The sequence below is a fragment of the Pseudaquabacterium pictum genome (assembly GCF_005403045.1).
Lineage (GTDB): Bacteria > Pseudomonadota > Gammaproteobacteria > Burkholderiales > Burkholderiaceae_C > Pseudaquabacterium > Pseudaquabacterium pictum.
Genome location: NZ_BJCL01000008.1, coordinates 101,237 through 116,667 on the forward strand (window position 1 = coordinate 101,237; position 15,431 = coordinate 116,667).

Consider the following 15,431-nt stretch of genomic DNA (forward strand, 5'->3'; position numbering starts at 1 on the left):
GGGCCAGCCCGGCTCAGCCCTCGTGCACCGCGGCCTGCGGCGCGCTGCAGGGCATCTGCAGCAGGAAGGTGGTGCCGACGCCCTCCTCGCTGGTGACGCTGAGCGCGCCGCCCAGCACGTTGGCCGCGATGCTGTGCGCGATGTTGAGGCCCAGGCCGCTGCCACCGCGCCCCATGCGCGTGGTGACGAACGGGTCGAACACCCGGCTGCGCAGCGCCGCCGGGATGCCGCGCCCGTCGTCGTGCACGCGCAGCAGCACCAGGTCGGCATCGCCGGCCTGGCGCTCGGCGCGCAGCGTGATGGTGCCGTGGTCGCGCCCGTCGAAGCCGTGCAGCACCGCGTTGTTCACCAGGTTGGTGATGATCTGGCCCAGCGAGCCGGGGTAGCTGTCCAGCGTGATGCCAGCCGGCACCTCCAGTGTCAGCCGGTACGGCGTGCGGGCGAGCGTGGGCTTCAGCGTCAGCAGCAGTTCGCCCACCACGGCGCGCAGGTCGAAGCGGCGGCGGTGGCCGCTGGCCTGGTCCACCGCCACCTGCTTGAAGCTGGTGACCAGATCGGCCGCACGGTGCAGGTTGCGGCCGGCGATGTCGGTGGCCTGGTCCACGCCGTCCAGCAGCGCATCCAGCGCCGACTTGCGCAGACCCTGCGCCAGGCTGCCGCGGAACTGCCGCAGGTCCCCCTGCAGCGTGCTGATGGCCAGCACGCTGTTGCCCAGCGGCGTGTTCAGCTCATGGGCCACACCGGCCACCAGGCCGCCCAGCGAGGCCAGGCGCTCCTGCCGCACCAGGTCGTCGCGGGCGCTCTGCAAGGCGTGCATCGAGGTCTGCAAGGCCGCATTGGCATGCGCCAGGTCCTGCGTGCGTTCGGCCACGCGCTGCTCCAGGCCCTGGTTCAGCTGCACCAGGTCGGCCTTCTGCGCATGGATCTGGCGCGCCATGTCGCCCAGCTGGGAAGACAGCTGGTTCAACTCGCGGATCGGGCCCTGCGGCCACCGGGCCACATGCTGGCCGCGCGACTCGTCGCCTGCCGCCCGCACCAGCGCCTGCACCGAGCCCGCCACCCGGCGTGCCAGCAAGGGTGCCAGCGCCAGGCTGAACAGGCCGGTCAGGCCGAAGGCCACCGCGGCCGACTGCAGGGCCTGGCGGCTGTCGGGATGGTCCAGCCCGGCGGGCTGGCGCGCCACGAAGGTCCAGCCCAGCTGCGCCGAGCGCACCGCGGCCACCTCGTGGTCGACGTTCTCATGGCGCCAGACACCCAGCGGCTGGCCGGAGGTTGCCGACGCCGCCAGCATCGGGCTGTCGCGCAGGTTGATGCGGCCGACCGCCGCGTTGTTGTCGGTGTCGGCCATGACTTCGCCGCGCTGGTCCACCAGCCACAGCTGGCTGCCGCCGAGCGACGGCGTGGCCTGGGCGCCGGCCAGCGCGCCGATGCTGGAAACCAGCTGGTCCAGGCCGATCTCGGCCACCAGCACCCGGCCGTCGTCCAGGCGCACCGACAGGCCGACGGTCAGCGTGCCGGTGAACATCGACAGGTGGCGGCCGGTCCAGGCCACCCTGCGCCGGGCATCCACGCCGGTGAACAGCGGCGAGCCCGACAGGTCCATGCCGGTGGCATCGGCCCGGGCACCCGACTGGCGCGCCTTCAACCCCACGGCCTGGACGGCACCCGCAGGCGTGGTGACGGCCACCAGATCCACCAGGTCGTCGGCCGCCACACTGCGGGCCACCAGGGCCACGCTGATCTCGGGCTCGGTGGCCTCCAGCAGCTGCGCCAGCTGCTGCAGCCGGGTCTGCACCGAGTTCAGCAGCAGCTCGGCGCGGCCGGCCATGACCGCGGCCTCCACCTGCACCAGCGCGCGCGACTGCGCCTGCACCGCCGGCAGCCGCCACGCCAGCAGCAGCGCCAGCCCCAGGCCCAGCGCCAGGCTGGAGGTGCCGAAGACCAGCAGCAGCAGACTGCGCGACAACGGCCAGCCGCCAGGAGTGGTGCTCACTGGGGCACCGTCGTGCTGCGCACCGTGGAATTCGCCCGTCGGCGGGCCGGGCGGGCTCATGCCGCCCCCAGCGTGGCGAAGCGACCATGGCGCACCTGCACGAAGAAGGCCTGCCGCTGTGCGCCGCCCTGCGCGTCGAAGCGGATTGGCTGTTGCAAGCCCTGGAAGGCCTCGCCGCGGCCCAGCGTGTCGGCCAGCGCACGGCCGCGCGGCTGCCGCTGCATCGCCTGGGCCAGCACCGCCATGGCGTCGTGGGCCAGCACCGCGCCCTGGCCGGGGGCCTCGCCAAAACGCTCGTGGAAGCGCTGCGCGAAGGCCAGGTAGGCGGCCGAACGGTCGTCGGGATTGAACGCCTGCAGCAGCACCAGGTCTTCCACCGCCCGGCCGCCCAGCTGCAGCAGGGCGGCGTTGCCGGCGCGGTCGATGGTGCAGAGCGGCAGGCCGGGCCGCAGGCGGCGGAACTGCTGGCACAGCCGGGCCACGTCCGTCGTCGGGCCGATCAACATGGCGCCGTCGCAGGCCGTGCCCTGCGTGCTGCGCACCAGCGCGTCGAAGCTGGTGTCGGCATCGGCGGTGTAGGTCAGCACCTGGCTGGTCTGGCTGCCCAGCGCGGACAACGCCTGGCTGAAGTTGGCGATCCAGGACTGCACGAACTCGCGCGACGAGACCTCCGCGATCACGGCGATGCGGCGCTGGCCGCTGCGCGTCAGCTGCCGGGCATAGGCCTGCGCGTTCTGCTGGGCGGTGCGGTTGAGCCGCAGCACGATGTCGTCGTGCTCGGCATCCACCGGCAGGGCCAGGTTGGGGCTGATCACCGGCACGTCGACCGCGCGGGCCATCGGCCCGATGGCGTCGCTGAGGGGCTTGGCATACGCCCCCACCAGCGCGACGATGCCGCGCGCCAGCATGCGCTGGAAACCGGCCACGGCCCGCTGCGGGTCCATCTGGTCGTCTTCCACCAGCAGTTGCAGCGGGTGGCCGGCCACACCGCCCAGCGCATTGATGCGCTCCACGGCCACCAGTGCGCCGTTGCGGCCGCCCTCGCCCAGGTCGGTGCGGCGGCCGCTCAGCGGCGCCATGAAGCCCACGGTCAGCCCGCCGCTGCGCTGGCAGCCGCCCAGGGCGAGGCTGCCCGCCAGCAGTGCCAGTGCCCGCCGGCGTGATGCCATGCCCGGCGCCATGCCTGGCGTCATGTGCCGCAGATCCGGGCCCCGGGCACGGCGGCGGGCGTGCGCAGCCAGGGCAGGGGCGGGGTGCTGCGCTGCCCGATCCAGGCCAGCAACTCCGGCAGCGGCATCGGCCGGGCGAACAGGTAGCCCTGCACCTCGTCACAGCCCAGCTCGTGCAGCAGGATGGCCTGCTGCAGCGTCTCCACGCCCTCGGCCACCACCGTCATGCCGATCTGGTGGCCCAGCGGCACCACCAGGCTGGCGATGCGGGCGCCCGGCCCGCAAGTCTCCAGCCGCTGCACGAAGGCACGGTCGATCTTCAGCCGGTGGGCCGGGATCTGGTCGAGGTAGGACAGCGACGAGAAGCCGGTGCCGAAGTCGTCGATGGCCAGGCTGATCCCCAGCGAGCGCAGGGTGCGCAGCACGTCGATGACGGCATCCTGGCCGATCAGCGCCACGCTCTCGGTGACTTCCAGTTCCAGGTCGGCGGCGGCCATGCCGGTGGTGGCCAGCGCCTCCAGCACCTTCTGCACGAAGTCGGGCTGCATGAACTGGCTGACGGTCACGTTGACAGCCACATGCAAGCCGGTGTGACCGGCCTCCTTCAGCGTCTTCAGGGCCTGCAGCGCGGTCTGCAGCGCCCAGCTGCCCATCGGCAGGATCAGGCCGGACTGCTCGGCCAGCGGAATGAACCGGTCGGGCGGCACCACGGTGCCGTCGGCCTGGCGCCAGCGCATCAGCGCTTCCATGCCGACCAGGCGGCCGCTGGCCAGATCGAACTTGGGCTGGTAGGCCAGCGACAGCGCACCGCTGTCCACGGCCTCGTGCAGGGCATGCAGCAGCCGCGTGCGCTGCTCGGCGGCATCACTGAGTTCGGGCCGGTAGACCTCGCTCTGGCCCAGCCCGCGCCCCTTGGCGCGCTTGAGGGCGATGGTCGCCTTCTTCAGCCACACGCTGCCATCGACCGGGCCGAGCAGCCGGCCATGCAGCCAGCCGATGCAGGCCGACAGCGGCACCGACTTGTGGCAGCGGCCCGCGGCTGGCGACACCGCCTCGCGCAGCAGCTTCTCGTGCAGGGCGTTCTCCGGCCCCAGCACGCCGAAGGTGTTGCCACCGACACGGGCCAGGAAGCCCCGCGGCCCGGTCACCTGGGCCAGGCGCTCGCACAGGTCCTTCAGGACCTGGTCGCCGGCCTGGTGGCCCAGCATGTCGTTCATCTCGGCGAACTGGTCGATGTCCACCAGCGCCAGCACCTGGTCACTGGCGTAGCCGGTGCTCTGCAGCTCGTCGATGCGCTTGCACAGCGCCAGCTGGTTGGCCACGCCCAGCTGCTTGTCGACATAGGCCGAGTCGCGCAGGCGTTGCAGCAGGCCGATGTTGTCGGCACACACGGTGATGTTGGCGCAGAACACATCCAGCAGATGGCGGTGGGTCTCGTCCAGCGGACCGGGCAGCGCCACATAGGCGGCGGTGTCGTGGCCGTGGGCACCCTGGAAGAACAGTGCCATCTCCCTGGGCCGCAGGACGTTGCGCCGCTCGGCCAGGCACTGCTGCAGGCAATCGGCCACCCCGGCGTCGGCCAGCTGGGCCGCGCACTGGTTGACAAGGTGGCTGAACGGTCCGGCCGCGGCGATGACGGTGAAATCGGCGTCGCCTGCGGGCGGGGCGCCTGCACCGGGTGCGGCGGCACTGTCGGCCGCCTGCGCCCGCACGCAGACCAGGCCCTGCACCTCGATGTGCATCAGGCTGGCCAGCTGCAGGATGATGCCTTCGGCGAACGACGCCATGCCGGTCTCGGCGATGAAGGCGCGGCTGGCGCGGATCACCTTCTCCAGGCCGGCCCGGCTGACATCCAGCCGGTGCAGCTGGTCGTAGCAGCGCAGGGCGCCGAGCAGTGACACATGCAGCCGGCCGCGGGTCAGCTCGCTCTTGGTGCGGTAGTCGTTGATGTCGTAACGCTCGATCGTCTCGATCTCCGGCGCCATGCCGGGCTGCCCGGTGCGCAGGATGATGCGCAGCTTGTGCAGGCCCAGTTCCTGGCGGGCCTTGGCCACCAGCTGCAGTCCCGCGTCGTCGCACTCCATCACCACATCGACCAGGGCCACGGCGATGTCGGGCTCGGCTTGCAGCACTGCCAGCCCTTCGGCGGCCGAGTGGGCATGCAGCAGTTCCAGCGGACGGCCGTCGGCCAGCAGGCCGCGCAGGGCGAAGCGGGTGGCCGCATGCACGTCGGCATCGTCGTCGACCACCAGCACCCGCCATGGCCGCAGCCCGGCCGCCGGCCCAGCGGGCTGCGCCGGCGCAGGCGTCGGCAGTTCGTCGACGAACTGGAGCAGGTCGTTGTGGTTCATCGCGGGCTGGGCGCACGACACGCCCCGTCAACCGGGTCAATCGCGCCGGGCGGACCCTGCCGCGCTCAGCGCCCGGTGGACCAGCCTCGACGTGCTTACGGGCTTTTTCGGCCGCTGGGCGACGAAGCTTGAGCTTGGGGGCGGCGGTGTGCGATCGGCCGAGCGTGGCGCGGGTCGCGATGCATCCCCACCCACGGCCGTGATCCCACATGCCGAAACAGGCAAGTCCGGCAATGGATGCACGGCAGCGGCCGCCAAGATCTGTTCGGGCGTCACAGTCTGGGCGCCAGCACCTTGGACGCCAGGGGGGATCGGGATGTGCTGGGACAACACCTCGCCGATGGCGATGTCAGCACGGCCACCAACGACAGCAACGGCATGATCGTGAACCCGTGCCGTCGGATCAACGACACTTGTGCCGTTGGCCCGTTGACCAGCGGCCGAGGACGGCACGACCGAGAGCACCGACATGACTGCACCGCGCCCGACCAGCCCACGCATCCAGCCGATCAACCTCGACGAGGTCAAGGATCCTGAACTCGCCGAGACGCTGGCCGGTGCATTGACGCTCGACGGGCGGCCTTTGAACATCTTCGGGGTGCTCGGTCACCATCCGAAGCTCCTCAAGCGGTTCAACCTGATGGGCGGTTTCATCCTCAACAAGGGACTGCTGCCCGAACGTGAACGCGAGCTCGTGATCCTCCGGATCGGCTGGAACGCCAACGCTGTCTACGAGTTTGGACAGCACACCGTCATCGGGCTGCGGTGCGGCCTGACCGACGCTGAGATCGCAGCATTGACCAAGGCACCCGACGTCCATGGCTGGAGTGCCGACGACCGCGCCCTGATCGCCATGGCCGACGAACTGGCGGCCGATGACTGCGTCACCGATGCGACCTGGGCCACGCTGGCAGTGCGGTGGAACGACGCCGAACTCATCGAACTGCTCGTCGTCGCCGGTTTCTACCGACTCGTATCGGGGTTTCTCAACAGCGCCGGTGTGCAACTCGACAGCGGCGTCCCCGGCTTCCCAGCCGCCTGACGTCTCTCGGTGCCGGTGCGCCAAGGCGCCCAACCCATCCGTCGCCAGCACATGGGCCGTGCATCCAGCCGATGGATAGAGGCCATCCACGCCGAATGACCCTGGGGGATGCAGGAGACGCACGCCCGCTGGTCCGTCCGTCGTCGAGTGATCTGGTCACCGCTCTGGCGGCAACGCGTTCGGCGGGTGGACATCCGGCACCAGCGGCCCAAGCGCGAAGGGATGGCCGGTTTGCACAGGCGCTTCAGGGCCGACCTGCAGCCTGGATTGGTAGGCCGTGTTGGACTTGAACCAACGACCAAAGGATTATGAGTCCTCTGCTCTGACCAACTGAGCTAACGGCCCGCTGCACATACACCAGCAGAGGCGCGATTGTAGGAGCCGCCTACTTGGGCACCGACAGCGCGTTGCCCACCAGCCGGGCGGTGATGTCCACCAGCTGGATCATGCGGTCGTAGGCCATGCGGGTGGGGCCGATCACCCCCAGCGTGCCGACGATGCGGCCGTCCACCTCGTACGGTGCCGAGACGATGCTCAGCTCTTCATACGGCACCACGCCGCTCTCGCCGCCGATGTAGATGCGCACGCCATCGGCCAGGCTGCTGTTCTCCAGCAGGCGCATCAGTTCGGTCTTCTGCTCGAACAGGTCGAACAGCTTGCGCAGGCTGCCCAGATCGTTGCCGAAGTCCTGCACGCCCAGCAGGTTGCGCTCGCCCGAGACCACCAGCTGCTCGGCATTGGCGGCCATGGCATCGGTGCCGGCTTGCACCGCGGCCTGCATCAGCGCCGCGATCTCGCCGCGCAGCGCCTCCACCTCGTGCTTCAGCCGGTTGCGCACTTCGTCGATGGCCAGACCGGCGTAGTGGGTGTTGATGTAGTTGGTGGCCTCCACCAGCTCGCTCTGGGTGTGGTCGCGGGCGGTGAAGATCACCCGGTTCTGCACGTCGCCGTCGGGCGAGACCAGGATCACCAGCACCCGCCGCTCGCCCAGCCGCAGGAACTCGATGTGGTGGAACACGCTGGCGCGCTTGGGTGCCGTCACCACGCCGACGAAGTGGCTCAGGTTGCTCAGCAGGTGGGCCGCCTGGGCGATCACCCGCTGCGGCTGGTCGGGCTGCAACTGCTCGCGCACGCCGGCCATCTCGGGCGGGGTGTGGTGGATGTCCACCGGCCGCGCGGTCAGCATGGTGTCGACGAATAGTCGGTAGCCGCGCGCCGTGGGGATGCGCCCGGCGCTGGTGTGCGGGCTGGCGATCAGGCCCAGGTCTTCCAGGTCGGCCATCACGTTGCGGATGGTCGCCGGCGACAGCTCCAGCCCCGAGGCCCGCGACAGCGTGCGTGACCCCACCGGCTGGCCATCGGCGATGTAGCGTTCGACCAGGGTTTTCAGCAGGCTGCGGGCGCGGTCGTCCATGGGGTGGTGGTTGGAGGATGGGCCTCGAATTTTCATTGTACGGACAGGGACTTGGACACTCTGCCGCCACCCGTGCAAACACAGGCCCTGTGGTGTAATTCCCGGCATGGCCCGCCGTTTCCAACATGCAGCGCTGGTCGGCAAATACCAGGCCGACGGCATCCGGCCGCTGCTGCAGGAAATCGCCCACTTTCTGGTGCGCCAGGGGTTGGAAGTCTCGTTCGAGCACCACACCGCGGCCAGCACCGGCGTGACGGATTTCGACGCGCTCACCATCGACCAGATCGGTCAGCACTGCGACCTGGCCGTGGTGGTGGGCGGTGACGGCACCATGCTGGGCATCGCCCGCGAGCTGGCCCGCCACAACCTGCCGCTGGTGGGCATCAACCAGGGCCGGCTGGGCTTCATCACCGATGTGCCGATCGGCCAGTACCGCGAGGCCCTGGCGCCGATGATCGCTGGCGATTACGAAGAAGACTTCCGCGCCATGCTGGAAGGCGAGGTCTGGCGCGATGGCGAGCGCATCTTCGAGGGCCTGTCGCTGAACGACGTGGTGGTCAGCCGCGGCGCCACCGCCAGCATGGTCGAGCTGCGGGTGGACATCGGCGATGAATTCATCGCCAACCTGCGTGCCGATGGCCTGATCCTGGCCTCGCCCACCGGCAGCACCGCTTATTCGCTGTCGGCCGGCGGGCCCATCCTGCACCCCGGCATCGCCGGCTGGGTGCTGGTGCCCATCGCCAGCCACACGCTGAGCAACCGGCCCATCGTGCTGCCCGACAGCGGCCCGGTGCGCATCACCGTGGTGGCCGGGCGCGATGCCTCGGCCAACTTCGACATGCAGGGCATCGCCAGCCTGCTGCATGGCGATCAGGTGCGGGTGCAGCGCTCGGCCCACAAGGTGCGCTTCCTGCACCCACGTGGCTGGAGCTACTACGCCACGCTGCGCAGAAAGCTGCGCTGGTATGACGGTGTGGTCTGAGCATGCTGCGCCGCCTTGCCCTCCGAGATTTCGTCATCGTGCCCGCGCTGGAGCTCGACTTCCACGCCGGCTTTTCTGTGCTGACCGGCGAGACCGGCGCGGGCAAGTCCATCCTGGTCGATGCGCTGCAACTGGCGCTGGGCAGCCGGGGCGATGCCGGCGTGGTGCGCGAAGGCGCTGCCCGCGCCGAGATCACCGCCGAGTTCGACAGCCCGCCCACACTGGCCACCTGGCTGGACGACGCCGGCTTCCAGGGCGACGACCCCGGCAGCCTGCTGTTGCGCCGCACCGTCGACGCCCAGGGCAAGAGCCGCGCCTGGATCAACGGCAGCGCCGCCACCGTCACCCAGCTGCGCGAGGCGGCCGACCACCTGCTGGACATCCACGGCCAGCATGCCTGGCAGAGCCTCACCCGGCCGGCGGCCACACGGGCCTTGCTCGACAGCCAGGCCGGCATCGACACCACCACGCTGGTGCAGCTGTTCAACACCCGCAAGGCCGCGGCCGATGCGCTGGACCGCGCCCGCGAGCGCAGCGACGAGCTGCTGCGCGAGCGCGAGCGCCTGGCCTGGCAGATCGGTGAGCTGGACAAGCTGGCGCCCGACGACGGCGAGTGGGCCGAGCTGTCGGCCGAGCACCAGCGCCTGGCCCATGCCCAGGCGCTGATCGACGGCGCCCGCGGCGCCCTGCAGGCGGTGGCCGAGGCCGACGAGGCCCATGCCGAGGGCCTGACCGCCCAGGCCATCGACGCCCTGGCCGACGTGGCCGACCACGACCCGCGCATCGCGCCCATCCTGGAAGCCCTGCACGGCGCCCAGGCCCAGCTGCAGGATGCCGCCCACGCGCTGAATGCCTACCTGGGCCGCGCCGATCTCGACCCGCAGCGCCTGGCCGAATTGGACGAGCGCATGGCCGCCTGGATGGGCCTGGCCCGCCGCTACCGCCGCCCGCCGGCGGAGCTGCCGGCCCTGCTGGCGCAGTGGCGCGCCGAGCTGGCCCAGCTGGACGCCGCCACCGACACCGCAGCGCTCGAGGCCGCGCTGGCCGAGGCCGACCGCCATCACCAGGCAGAAGCAAAACGCGTCAGCGCCGCCCGCGCCCAGGCCGCCGGCCCGCTGGGCGCCCAGGTCAGCCAGGCGATGCAGGGCCTGGGCATGGCCGGTGGCCGGTTCGAGGTGGCACTGCAGCCGCTGGCCGCACCGCAAAGCCAGGGGCTGGAGACGGTGGAGTTCCTGGTTGCCGGGCATGCCGGCAGCACGCCGCGGCCGCTGGCCAAGGTGGCCTCGGGCGGTGAGCTGTCGCGCCTGGCCTTGGCGATCGCCGTCACCACCGCCCAGGCCTCGGCCGACGGCGCCGGCACGCTGATCTTCGACGAGATCGACGCCGGCATCGGCGGCGCCGTGGGCGACACCGTCGGTGCGCTGATGAAGCAGCTGGGCCGCCAGCGCCAGGTGCTGGCCGTCACCCACCTGGCCCAGGTGGCCGCCTGCGCCGACCACCACTACGTCGTCAGCAAGGCGCTGGGGCCGGATGGCGCCACCACCAGCACCGTGGCCCCGGTGGCCGGCGAGGCCCGCGTGGCCGAGGTGGCCCGCATGCTGGGCGGCGACCGCCTGGGCAGCACCAGCCTGGCCCATGCCCAGGCCATGCTGCAGCAGGCCGTTCCTCCCGCTGTGGACACACCCACTCCGCCACCGGCGCCACGCCGGCGCAGCAAGGCATGAGCACCATTCCGGGTGATCCGTCCACGCTGCCCGCACCCGGCACCGTGTTGCGCGAGCTGGTGCTGATCACCGGCATCTCGGGCTCGGGCAAGTCGGTGGCGCTGCATGCGTTGGAGGATGCCGGCTATTTCTGCGTCGACAACCTGCCGCCCGAGCTGCTGCGCGAGTACATGGGCCTGAGCCATCCGCGCTACACCCAGAAGGTGGCCATCGCGGTGGATGTGCGCACGGCCGGCTCGCTGCCGGTGCTGGTGCCACTGATCGACGAACTGCGCCGTGAAGGCGTGGCCATCCGCCCGCTGTTCCTCGACGCCAGCACCGACACCCTGGTGCGCCGCTTCTCCGAGACCCGCCGCCCGCACCCGCTGAGCCAGCCCGAGGCCGACGGCAGCGGGCAGCATGCGCTGATCGAGGCCATCGAGCTGGAACGCCTGATGCTGGCCGAGCTGCGCGAGTTGTCCACCGTCATCGACACCAGCACGCTGCGCCCGGCCGGCCTGCGCAGCCATGTGCGCGACCTGGTGGCTGCCGCCAACAGCCGCATCACCCTGGTCTTCGAGAGCTTCGCCTTCAAGTACGGTGTGCCGCTGGATGCCGACTATGTGTTCGATGTGCGGGTGCTGCCCAATCCCTACTACGAGCGTGACCTGCGGGCGCTGACCGGCCGCGATGCGCCGGTGGCGCAATTCCTGGCCGGCCAGCCCGAGGCGGCGGAGATGTTGTCGCAGATCGAGACCTTCATCCGCCGCTGGCTGCCGGCGCTGGCCACCGACCAACGCGGTTATGTCACCGTGGCCATCGGCTGCACCGGTGGCCAGCACCGCTCGGTCTACATGGTCGAGCAGCTGGGCCGGCGGTTTGCCGACCACGGCGCCACCGTGGTGCGCCACCGCGAACTGGTGGCCGGCGATTGACCACCGCCGCCGCACCCCAGGCCGGAGCCGGCCCCTGGACAGCGCTGCCGCTGTTCCCGCTGGGCACGGTGCTGTTCCCCGGCGGGCTGCTGCCGCTGAAGGTGTTCGAGGCGCGCTACCTCGATCTGGTCAGCCACTGCCTGCGCACCAACGAGCCCTTCGCCGTGGTGCACATCCGCCAGGGCAGCGAGCTGCGCGGTGCCGGCAGCGGCAAGACGCTGCTGGAGGCGGTGGGCGTGCTGGCCCACGTGCAGGAGGTGGACGCCGAGCAGCCCGGCATCCTGCGGGTGCGCTGCACCGGCGGGTTGCGGGTGCACCTGGGCGCCACCCACCAGCGTGACGATGGCCTGTGGCTGGCCGCCGCCACCGCCGGCGCCCCCGATCCTGCAGTGCCCCTGCCGGCCGAGTTGCAACCGGCTGCCGACGCCCTGGGCCGGGCCATCGAGGCGCTGGACGGCCAGGGCCACCACCCCTTCCTGCAGCCGCATGCGCTGGACGATGCCGGCTGGGTGGCCAACCGCTGGTGCGAGATCCTGCCGATCTCCGGCGCCGCCAAGCAGCGGCTGATGGCGCTGGACGAACCGGTGCTGCGCCTGCAGCTGGTGCAGGACTACCTGCAGGGCAAGGGTCTGCTGTAGGCCCGCCGCCGGCCTGCCATCAGGCCGGCGGGCCGGTCTCCAGCCAGCGGCGGATCGGCGTCGACAGGCCCAGTGCCAGCGCATCCGCGCGCGGCACCCAGCGGCCGGGTGGCAGCGCCGCCTCGATGGCCTGGCGTTGCTCGGCAGTCAGCGCGGTCGGCAGCGGCCAATGGCAGGGCTGCAGGGTCCAGTCCAGGTGGGTCAGCACATGCACCACTGGCGGCAGCAGCCGGCCCTCGCCCGGCCAGGCGGCCGTCAGCGCCCACAGCGCGGCCTCGGTATCGAACTCCGGCAGGCTCCACAGGCCGGCCCACACGCCGGTCTGCGGGCGCTGCACCAGCCACACCCGGTCGCCCCAATCCAGCCACAGCAGCAGGTGGGCGCGCCGGCCCCGCTTGAGCTTGCGCGTCTTCACCGGATAGGCCTCGGGCATGCCCTGGGCCCGGGCCACGCACAGGCCGGCCAGCGGACAGGCATCGCAGGCCGGCCGGCGCAGGCTGCACAGCGATGCACCCAGGTCCATCAGGCCCTGGGTGTAGGCCTGGATGGCGCCATCGGTGCCGGTCTGCGGCAACAGCGCCTCGGCCAGCTGCCACAGCGCCTTCTCCTGCCGCGCCTGGGCCAGGTCACCGGCAAAGCCCAGGGCCCGGCCCAGCACCCGCTTGACGTTGCCATCGAGGATGGCGCAACGTTCACCGAAGCAGAAGGCGGCGATCGCCGCGGCGGTCGATCGGCCAATGCCCGGCAGTTCGGCCAGCGCGGCGCTGCTGGGCGGGAAACGGCCGCCGTGGTCGGCCACCACCACCTGGGCACACCGGTGCAGGTTGCGCGCCCGGCTGTAGTAACCCAGGCCGCTCCACAGGGCCAGCACGTCGTCCTGCGGCGCGACGGCCAGCGCGGCCACGTCGGGAAAGCGGTCGAGGAAGCGCTGGTAGTAGTCCAGCACCACGCTGACCTGGGTCTGCTGCAGCATGATCTCCGACAGCCACACCCGGTACGGATCGCGGCTGCCCACCCAGGGCAGGCTGTGGCGGCCATGCTGGCGCTGCCAGGCGATCAGGGTTGTCGCAATCGGTGGCAGCGGTGCGGCGGCAGGCAGAGGCGGCGTCATGCCGCCATCATCGGCGATGCGGCGTGGCGCTCAGGCCGCGGCAGTGGCGGCCGGCTGCACCAGCTGCAGGTGCCCGGGCCGTGGCGGCACGCCGGTGGCAGTGGCCGACGCGGCCGACGCGGCCGATGGCGGCATGGTGGCCAGGTGGCGCAGGCGGTCGACATCGGTGGCCAGCTGGCCGGCCAGGCGCTCGCATTGCGTCTCCAGCGATTCCAGCCCGGCGATGCTGCGCTCCAGGCCGTCCTCGGCCTGGCGGATGCGCGTCAGCGACTCGCGCCGCTGCGCCAGGGCCTGGCGTCGGTCCCGCAGCTGGGTGTCGATCTGGTGGCTGACCAGCTGCACCCACTGCTCCACATCGTGGCTGATGCCGTCGAACACCACCCGCACGCGGGAATGCAGCAGACGGCAGAACCGGTCGATGAAATCGGGCTGGGCCAGACGCCAGATCTGGGTGATGCCGACATAGCGGCTGTAGCCCTCGCGCACCCGGTCCAGATCATGCCCGTGGCCATCGATGGCAGGGCGCATCGGCACCTCCAGGTTCAGGCCGTACTCGGTGTTCAGCGGCTGCACGCTGGCGCGCAGCATCTGGTCCAGTTCATCCAGGCCCCGTTCGGCCTGGACCACCGTGGCCTGCAGCTGGTCGCCCAGGCGGGCAAAGGCCTTGGCCGCGCCCAGCTTGAACAACGTGCCGCGGCTGCCCTCGCGCATCTCGCGCAGCAGGTCGCGCAAGCGGTCGCTCGACAGGCTGTCCAGCACCGTCTGCTGCTGGCGCAGCAGCACCGCGCGCAGCGCCGACAGCTTGGGCGCGCACAGCTCGAACTCGGCCGCCTCGCCTTCCAGCCGGCGGCCCATCAGCTGCAGCCGCGCCGCGCTCTTGCCGCGCAGGCTGCGCAGCTCGGCCAGCTGGTCGGCCTGCTGGCGCATGCGCTCGGCCAGCCGGGCCTGACCATGCTGCTGCAGCGCCAGCACGCCGTCCTCGACCATGCGGCCGATCACCTGGCTGCGCTGCGGCAGCAGCCCGTTGAGCAGCGCATCCTCCAGGCGCTGCAGGCCGCTGGCGGCTTCACCGTCGGCGTCGCCGTGCATGCGGGCAGTGAGGGCCTGGCGCGCCGAGATCGGGAACACCCGGCTGCCGTCGATGCCCAGCGTGGCCGCGGCGTCATCGCACTGGCGCTGCACCTGGGCGGCCACGGCGGCGGCATCGAGCAGCGGATCGGCCAGGGTGTCGATCTTGTTGAGCACCACGAAGCGCTCGCAGCCGCGGTCGCCGAGGTGTTCGCGCCAGACTGCCAGGTCGGTGCGGGTGACACCGGTGTCCGCCGCCAGCAGGAACACCGCAGCATGGGCCGAGGGCAGCAGCGACAGCGTCAGCTCGGGCTCAGCGCCGATGGCATTCAGGCCGGGGGTGTCCAGCACCACCAGGCCGCGCTTGAGCAGCGGATGCGGGTAGTTGATCAGCGCATGGCGCCAGGCTGGCACCTCGACCATGTCCTGCGCATCCAGCGGCGGGTTGTCGGCCGGATGCTCGTCGGACCAGAAGCCCAGTGCGCGGGCCTCGGCCAGCGTCACCTTCTGCACGCGGGTGACGGCCTGCAGCGCCTCGGCCAGCGCGGCGCCATCGCCCACCGGCAGCGGCACCTCGTGCCACAGCGCAGGCTGCTCGCGCAGGGCCAACACGGTCTGGCCGCCGGCGCGGGTGGCGATGGGCAGCAGCGCCAGCGCCGGCGGTTGCTGGGCATCCCAGGCCAGTTCCACCGGGCACATGGTGGTGCGTCCGGGCGTGGCCGGCAGCACGCGGCGGCCGGTGTCGGCGAAGAACAGCGCGTTGATCAGCTCGGACTTGCCGCGCGAGAACTCGGCCACGAAGGCCACCACCAGCCGATCGGAGGCCAGCCGCTGGCGCACCGCCGCGGCCAGGGCGCGGCCAGGCGCGTCGAGCAGGCCGTTGGACTCCATGCCCGCGGCCAGCTGCTCGATCGATCGGTCGAGCAGGCGCCGCCAGTGGGCCAGCGAGTCCAGGCGCGTCAGCAGGGTGGTCGACATGCGAGGCTGTGGCGTGTGAAGAATCCATCGTAGCGCAGGCCCTGGCC

The 15,431-nt window shown here is 71.4% G+C and carries 11 protein-coding genes and 1 tRNA gene; 5 read left to right on the plus strand and 7 right to left on the minus strand.

Annotated features, from left to right (window positions below; all coding sequences use genetic code 11):
* Nucleotides 1–13: 13 nt before the first annotated feature.
* Genes FFT10_RS16050 through FFT10_RS16060 form a run of 3 tightly spaced genes read right to left on the minus strand, consistent with a single transcriptional unit; the run spans nt 14 to nt 5,513 of the window.
* Nucleotides 14–1,993 (minus strand): sensor histidine kinase, encoded by a 1,980-nt coding sequence (locus FFT10_RS16050; RefSeq protein WP_137733860.1) that lies wholly within the window; start codon nt 1,991–1,993, stop codon nt 14–16.
* 56 nt (nt 1,994–2,049) lie between these two features.
* The gene (locus tag FFT10_RS16055) at nt 2,050–3,186 is read right to left on the minus strand and encodes an ABC transporter substrate-binding protein (protein WP_137733861.1); all 1,137 of its coding nucleotides are present in this window, start codon (nt 3,184–3,186) and stop codon (nt 2,050–2,052) included.
* Nucleotides 3,183–5,513: a GGDEF/EAL domain-containing response regulator gene (locus FFT10_RS16060; protein ID WP_137733862.1), complete on the minus strand. Its 2,331-nt coding sequence runs from the start codon at nt 5,511–5,513 to the stop codon at nt 3,183–3,185. Before FFT10_RS16060 ends, FFT10_RS16055 begins: the two co-directional genes overlap by 4 nt.
* A 469-nt stretch (nt 5,514–5,982) precedes the next feature.
* On the opposite strand from FFT10_RS16060, the gene FFT10_RS16065 reads away from it, so the two are divergent.
* Nucleotides 5,983–6,555 (plus strand): carboxymuconolactone decarboxylase family protein, encoded by a 573-nt coding sequence (locus FFT10_RS16065; RefSeq protein WP_137733863.1) that lies wholly within the window; start codon nt 5,983–5,985, stop codon nt 6,553–6,555.
* Between the two features lie 268 nt (nt 6,556–6,823).
* On the opposite strand, the gene FFT10_RS16070 is transcribed toward FFT10_RS16065, so the two are convergent.
* Nucleotides 6,824–6,900, minus strand: a tRNA-Ile gene (locus tag FFT10_RS16070).
* A gap of 40 nt (nt 6,901–6,940) precedes the next feature.
* Nucleotides 6,941–7,969, minus strand: coding sequence for a heat-inducible transcriptional repressor HrcA (gene hrcA / locus FFT10_RS16075; protein ID WP_137733864.1), 1,029 nt, complete (start codon nt 7,967–7,969; stop codon nt 6,941–6,943).
* Between the two features lie 106 nt (nt 7,970–8,075).
* Between hrcA and FFT10_RS16080 the strand changes: the two genes are divergently transcribed.
* From FFT10_RS16080 to FFT10_RS16095, 4 genes are read left to right on the plus strand one after another with little or no spacing between them, the layout of a single operon-like run.
* Nucleotides 8,076–8,951: an NAD kinase gene (locus FFT10_RS16080; RefSeq protein WP_137733865.1), complete on the plus strand. Its 876-nt coding sequence runs from the start codon at nt 8,076–8,078 to the stop codon at nt 8,949–8,951.
* 2 nt (nt 8,952–8,953) lie between these two features.
* A complete protein-coding gene (gene recN / locus FFT10_RS16085; RefSeq protein ID WP_137733866.1) occupies nt 8,954–10,675 on the plus strand; it encodes a DNA repair protein RecN in 1,722 nt (573 codons plus the stop codon).
* A complete protein-coding gene (gene rapZ / locus FFT10_RS16090; RefSeq protein ID WP_137733867.1) occupies nt 10,672–11,589 on the plus strand; it encodes an RNase adapter RapZ in 918 nt (305 codons plus the stop codon). The genes recN and rapZ overlap by 4 nt, the downstream gene beginning before the upstream one ends.
* Nucleotides 11,586–12,227: an LON peptidase substrate-binding domain-containing protein gene (locus tag FFT10_RS16095; RefSeq protein ID WP_228027139.1), complete on the plus strand. Its 642-nt coding sequence runs from the start codon at nt 11,586–11,588 to the stop codon at nt 12,225–12,227. Before rapZ ends, FFT10_RS16095 begins: the two co-directional genes overlap by 4 nt.
* 19 nt (nt 12,228–12,246) lie before the next feature.
* On the opposite strand, the gene mutY is transcribed toward FFT10_RS16095, so the two are convergent.
* The gene (mutY, locus tag FFT10_RS16100) at nt 12,247–13,338 is read right to left on the minus strand and encodes an A/G-specific adenine glycosylase (RefSeq protein ID WP_137733868.1); all 1,092 of its coding nucleotides are present in this window, start codon (nt 13,336–13,338) and stop codon (nt 12,247–12,249) included.
* Nucleotides 13,339–13,368: 30 nt separating this feature from the next.
* On the minus strand, nt 13,369–15,384 hold the full coding sequence (locus FFT10_RS16105; protein WP_162520818.1) for a dynamin family protein: 2,016 nt from the start codon (nt 15,382–15,384) through the stop codon (nt 13,369–13,371).
* Nucleotides 15,385–15,431: the final 47 nt, after the last annotated feature.

Bases quoted from the DNA above. Each gene is read 5' to 3' on its own strand.
- hrcA (WP_137733864.1), bottom strand. From the start codon at position 7,969: ATGGACGACCGCGCCCGCAGCCTGCTGAAAACCCTGGTCGAACGCTAC.
- recN (WP_137733866.1), top strand. From the start codon at position 8,954: ATGCTGCGCCGCCTTGCCCTCCGAGATTTCGTCATCGTGCCCGCGCTG.
- FFT10_RS16065 (WP_137733863.1), top strand. From the start codon at position 5,983: ATGACTGCACCGCGCCCGACCAGCCCACGCATCCAGCCGATCAACCTC.
- mutY (WP_137733868.1), bottom strand. From the start codon at position 13,338: ATGACGCCGCCTCTGCCTGCCGCCGCACCGCTGCCACCGATTGCGACA.
- FFT10_RS16060 (WP_137733862.1), bottom strand. From the start codon at position 5,513: ATGAACCACAACGACCTGCTCCAGTTCGTCGACGAACTGCCGACGCCT.
- FFT10_RS16105 (WP_162520818.1), bottom strand. From the start codon at position 15,384: ATGTCGACCACCCTGCTGACGCGCCTGGACTCGCTGGCCCACTGGCGG.
- FFT10_RS16080 (WP_137733865.1), top strand. From the start codon at position 8,076: ATGGCCCGCCGTTTCCAACATGCAGCGCTGGTCGGCAAATACCAGGCC.
- rapZ (WP_137733867.1), top strand. From the start codon at position 10,672: ATGAGCACCATTCCGGGTGATCCGTCCACGCTGCCCGCACCCGGCACC.
- FFT10_RS16055 (WP_137733861.1), bottom strand. From the start codon at position 3,186: ATGACGCCAGGCATGGCGCCGGGCATGGCATCACGCCGGCGGGCACTG.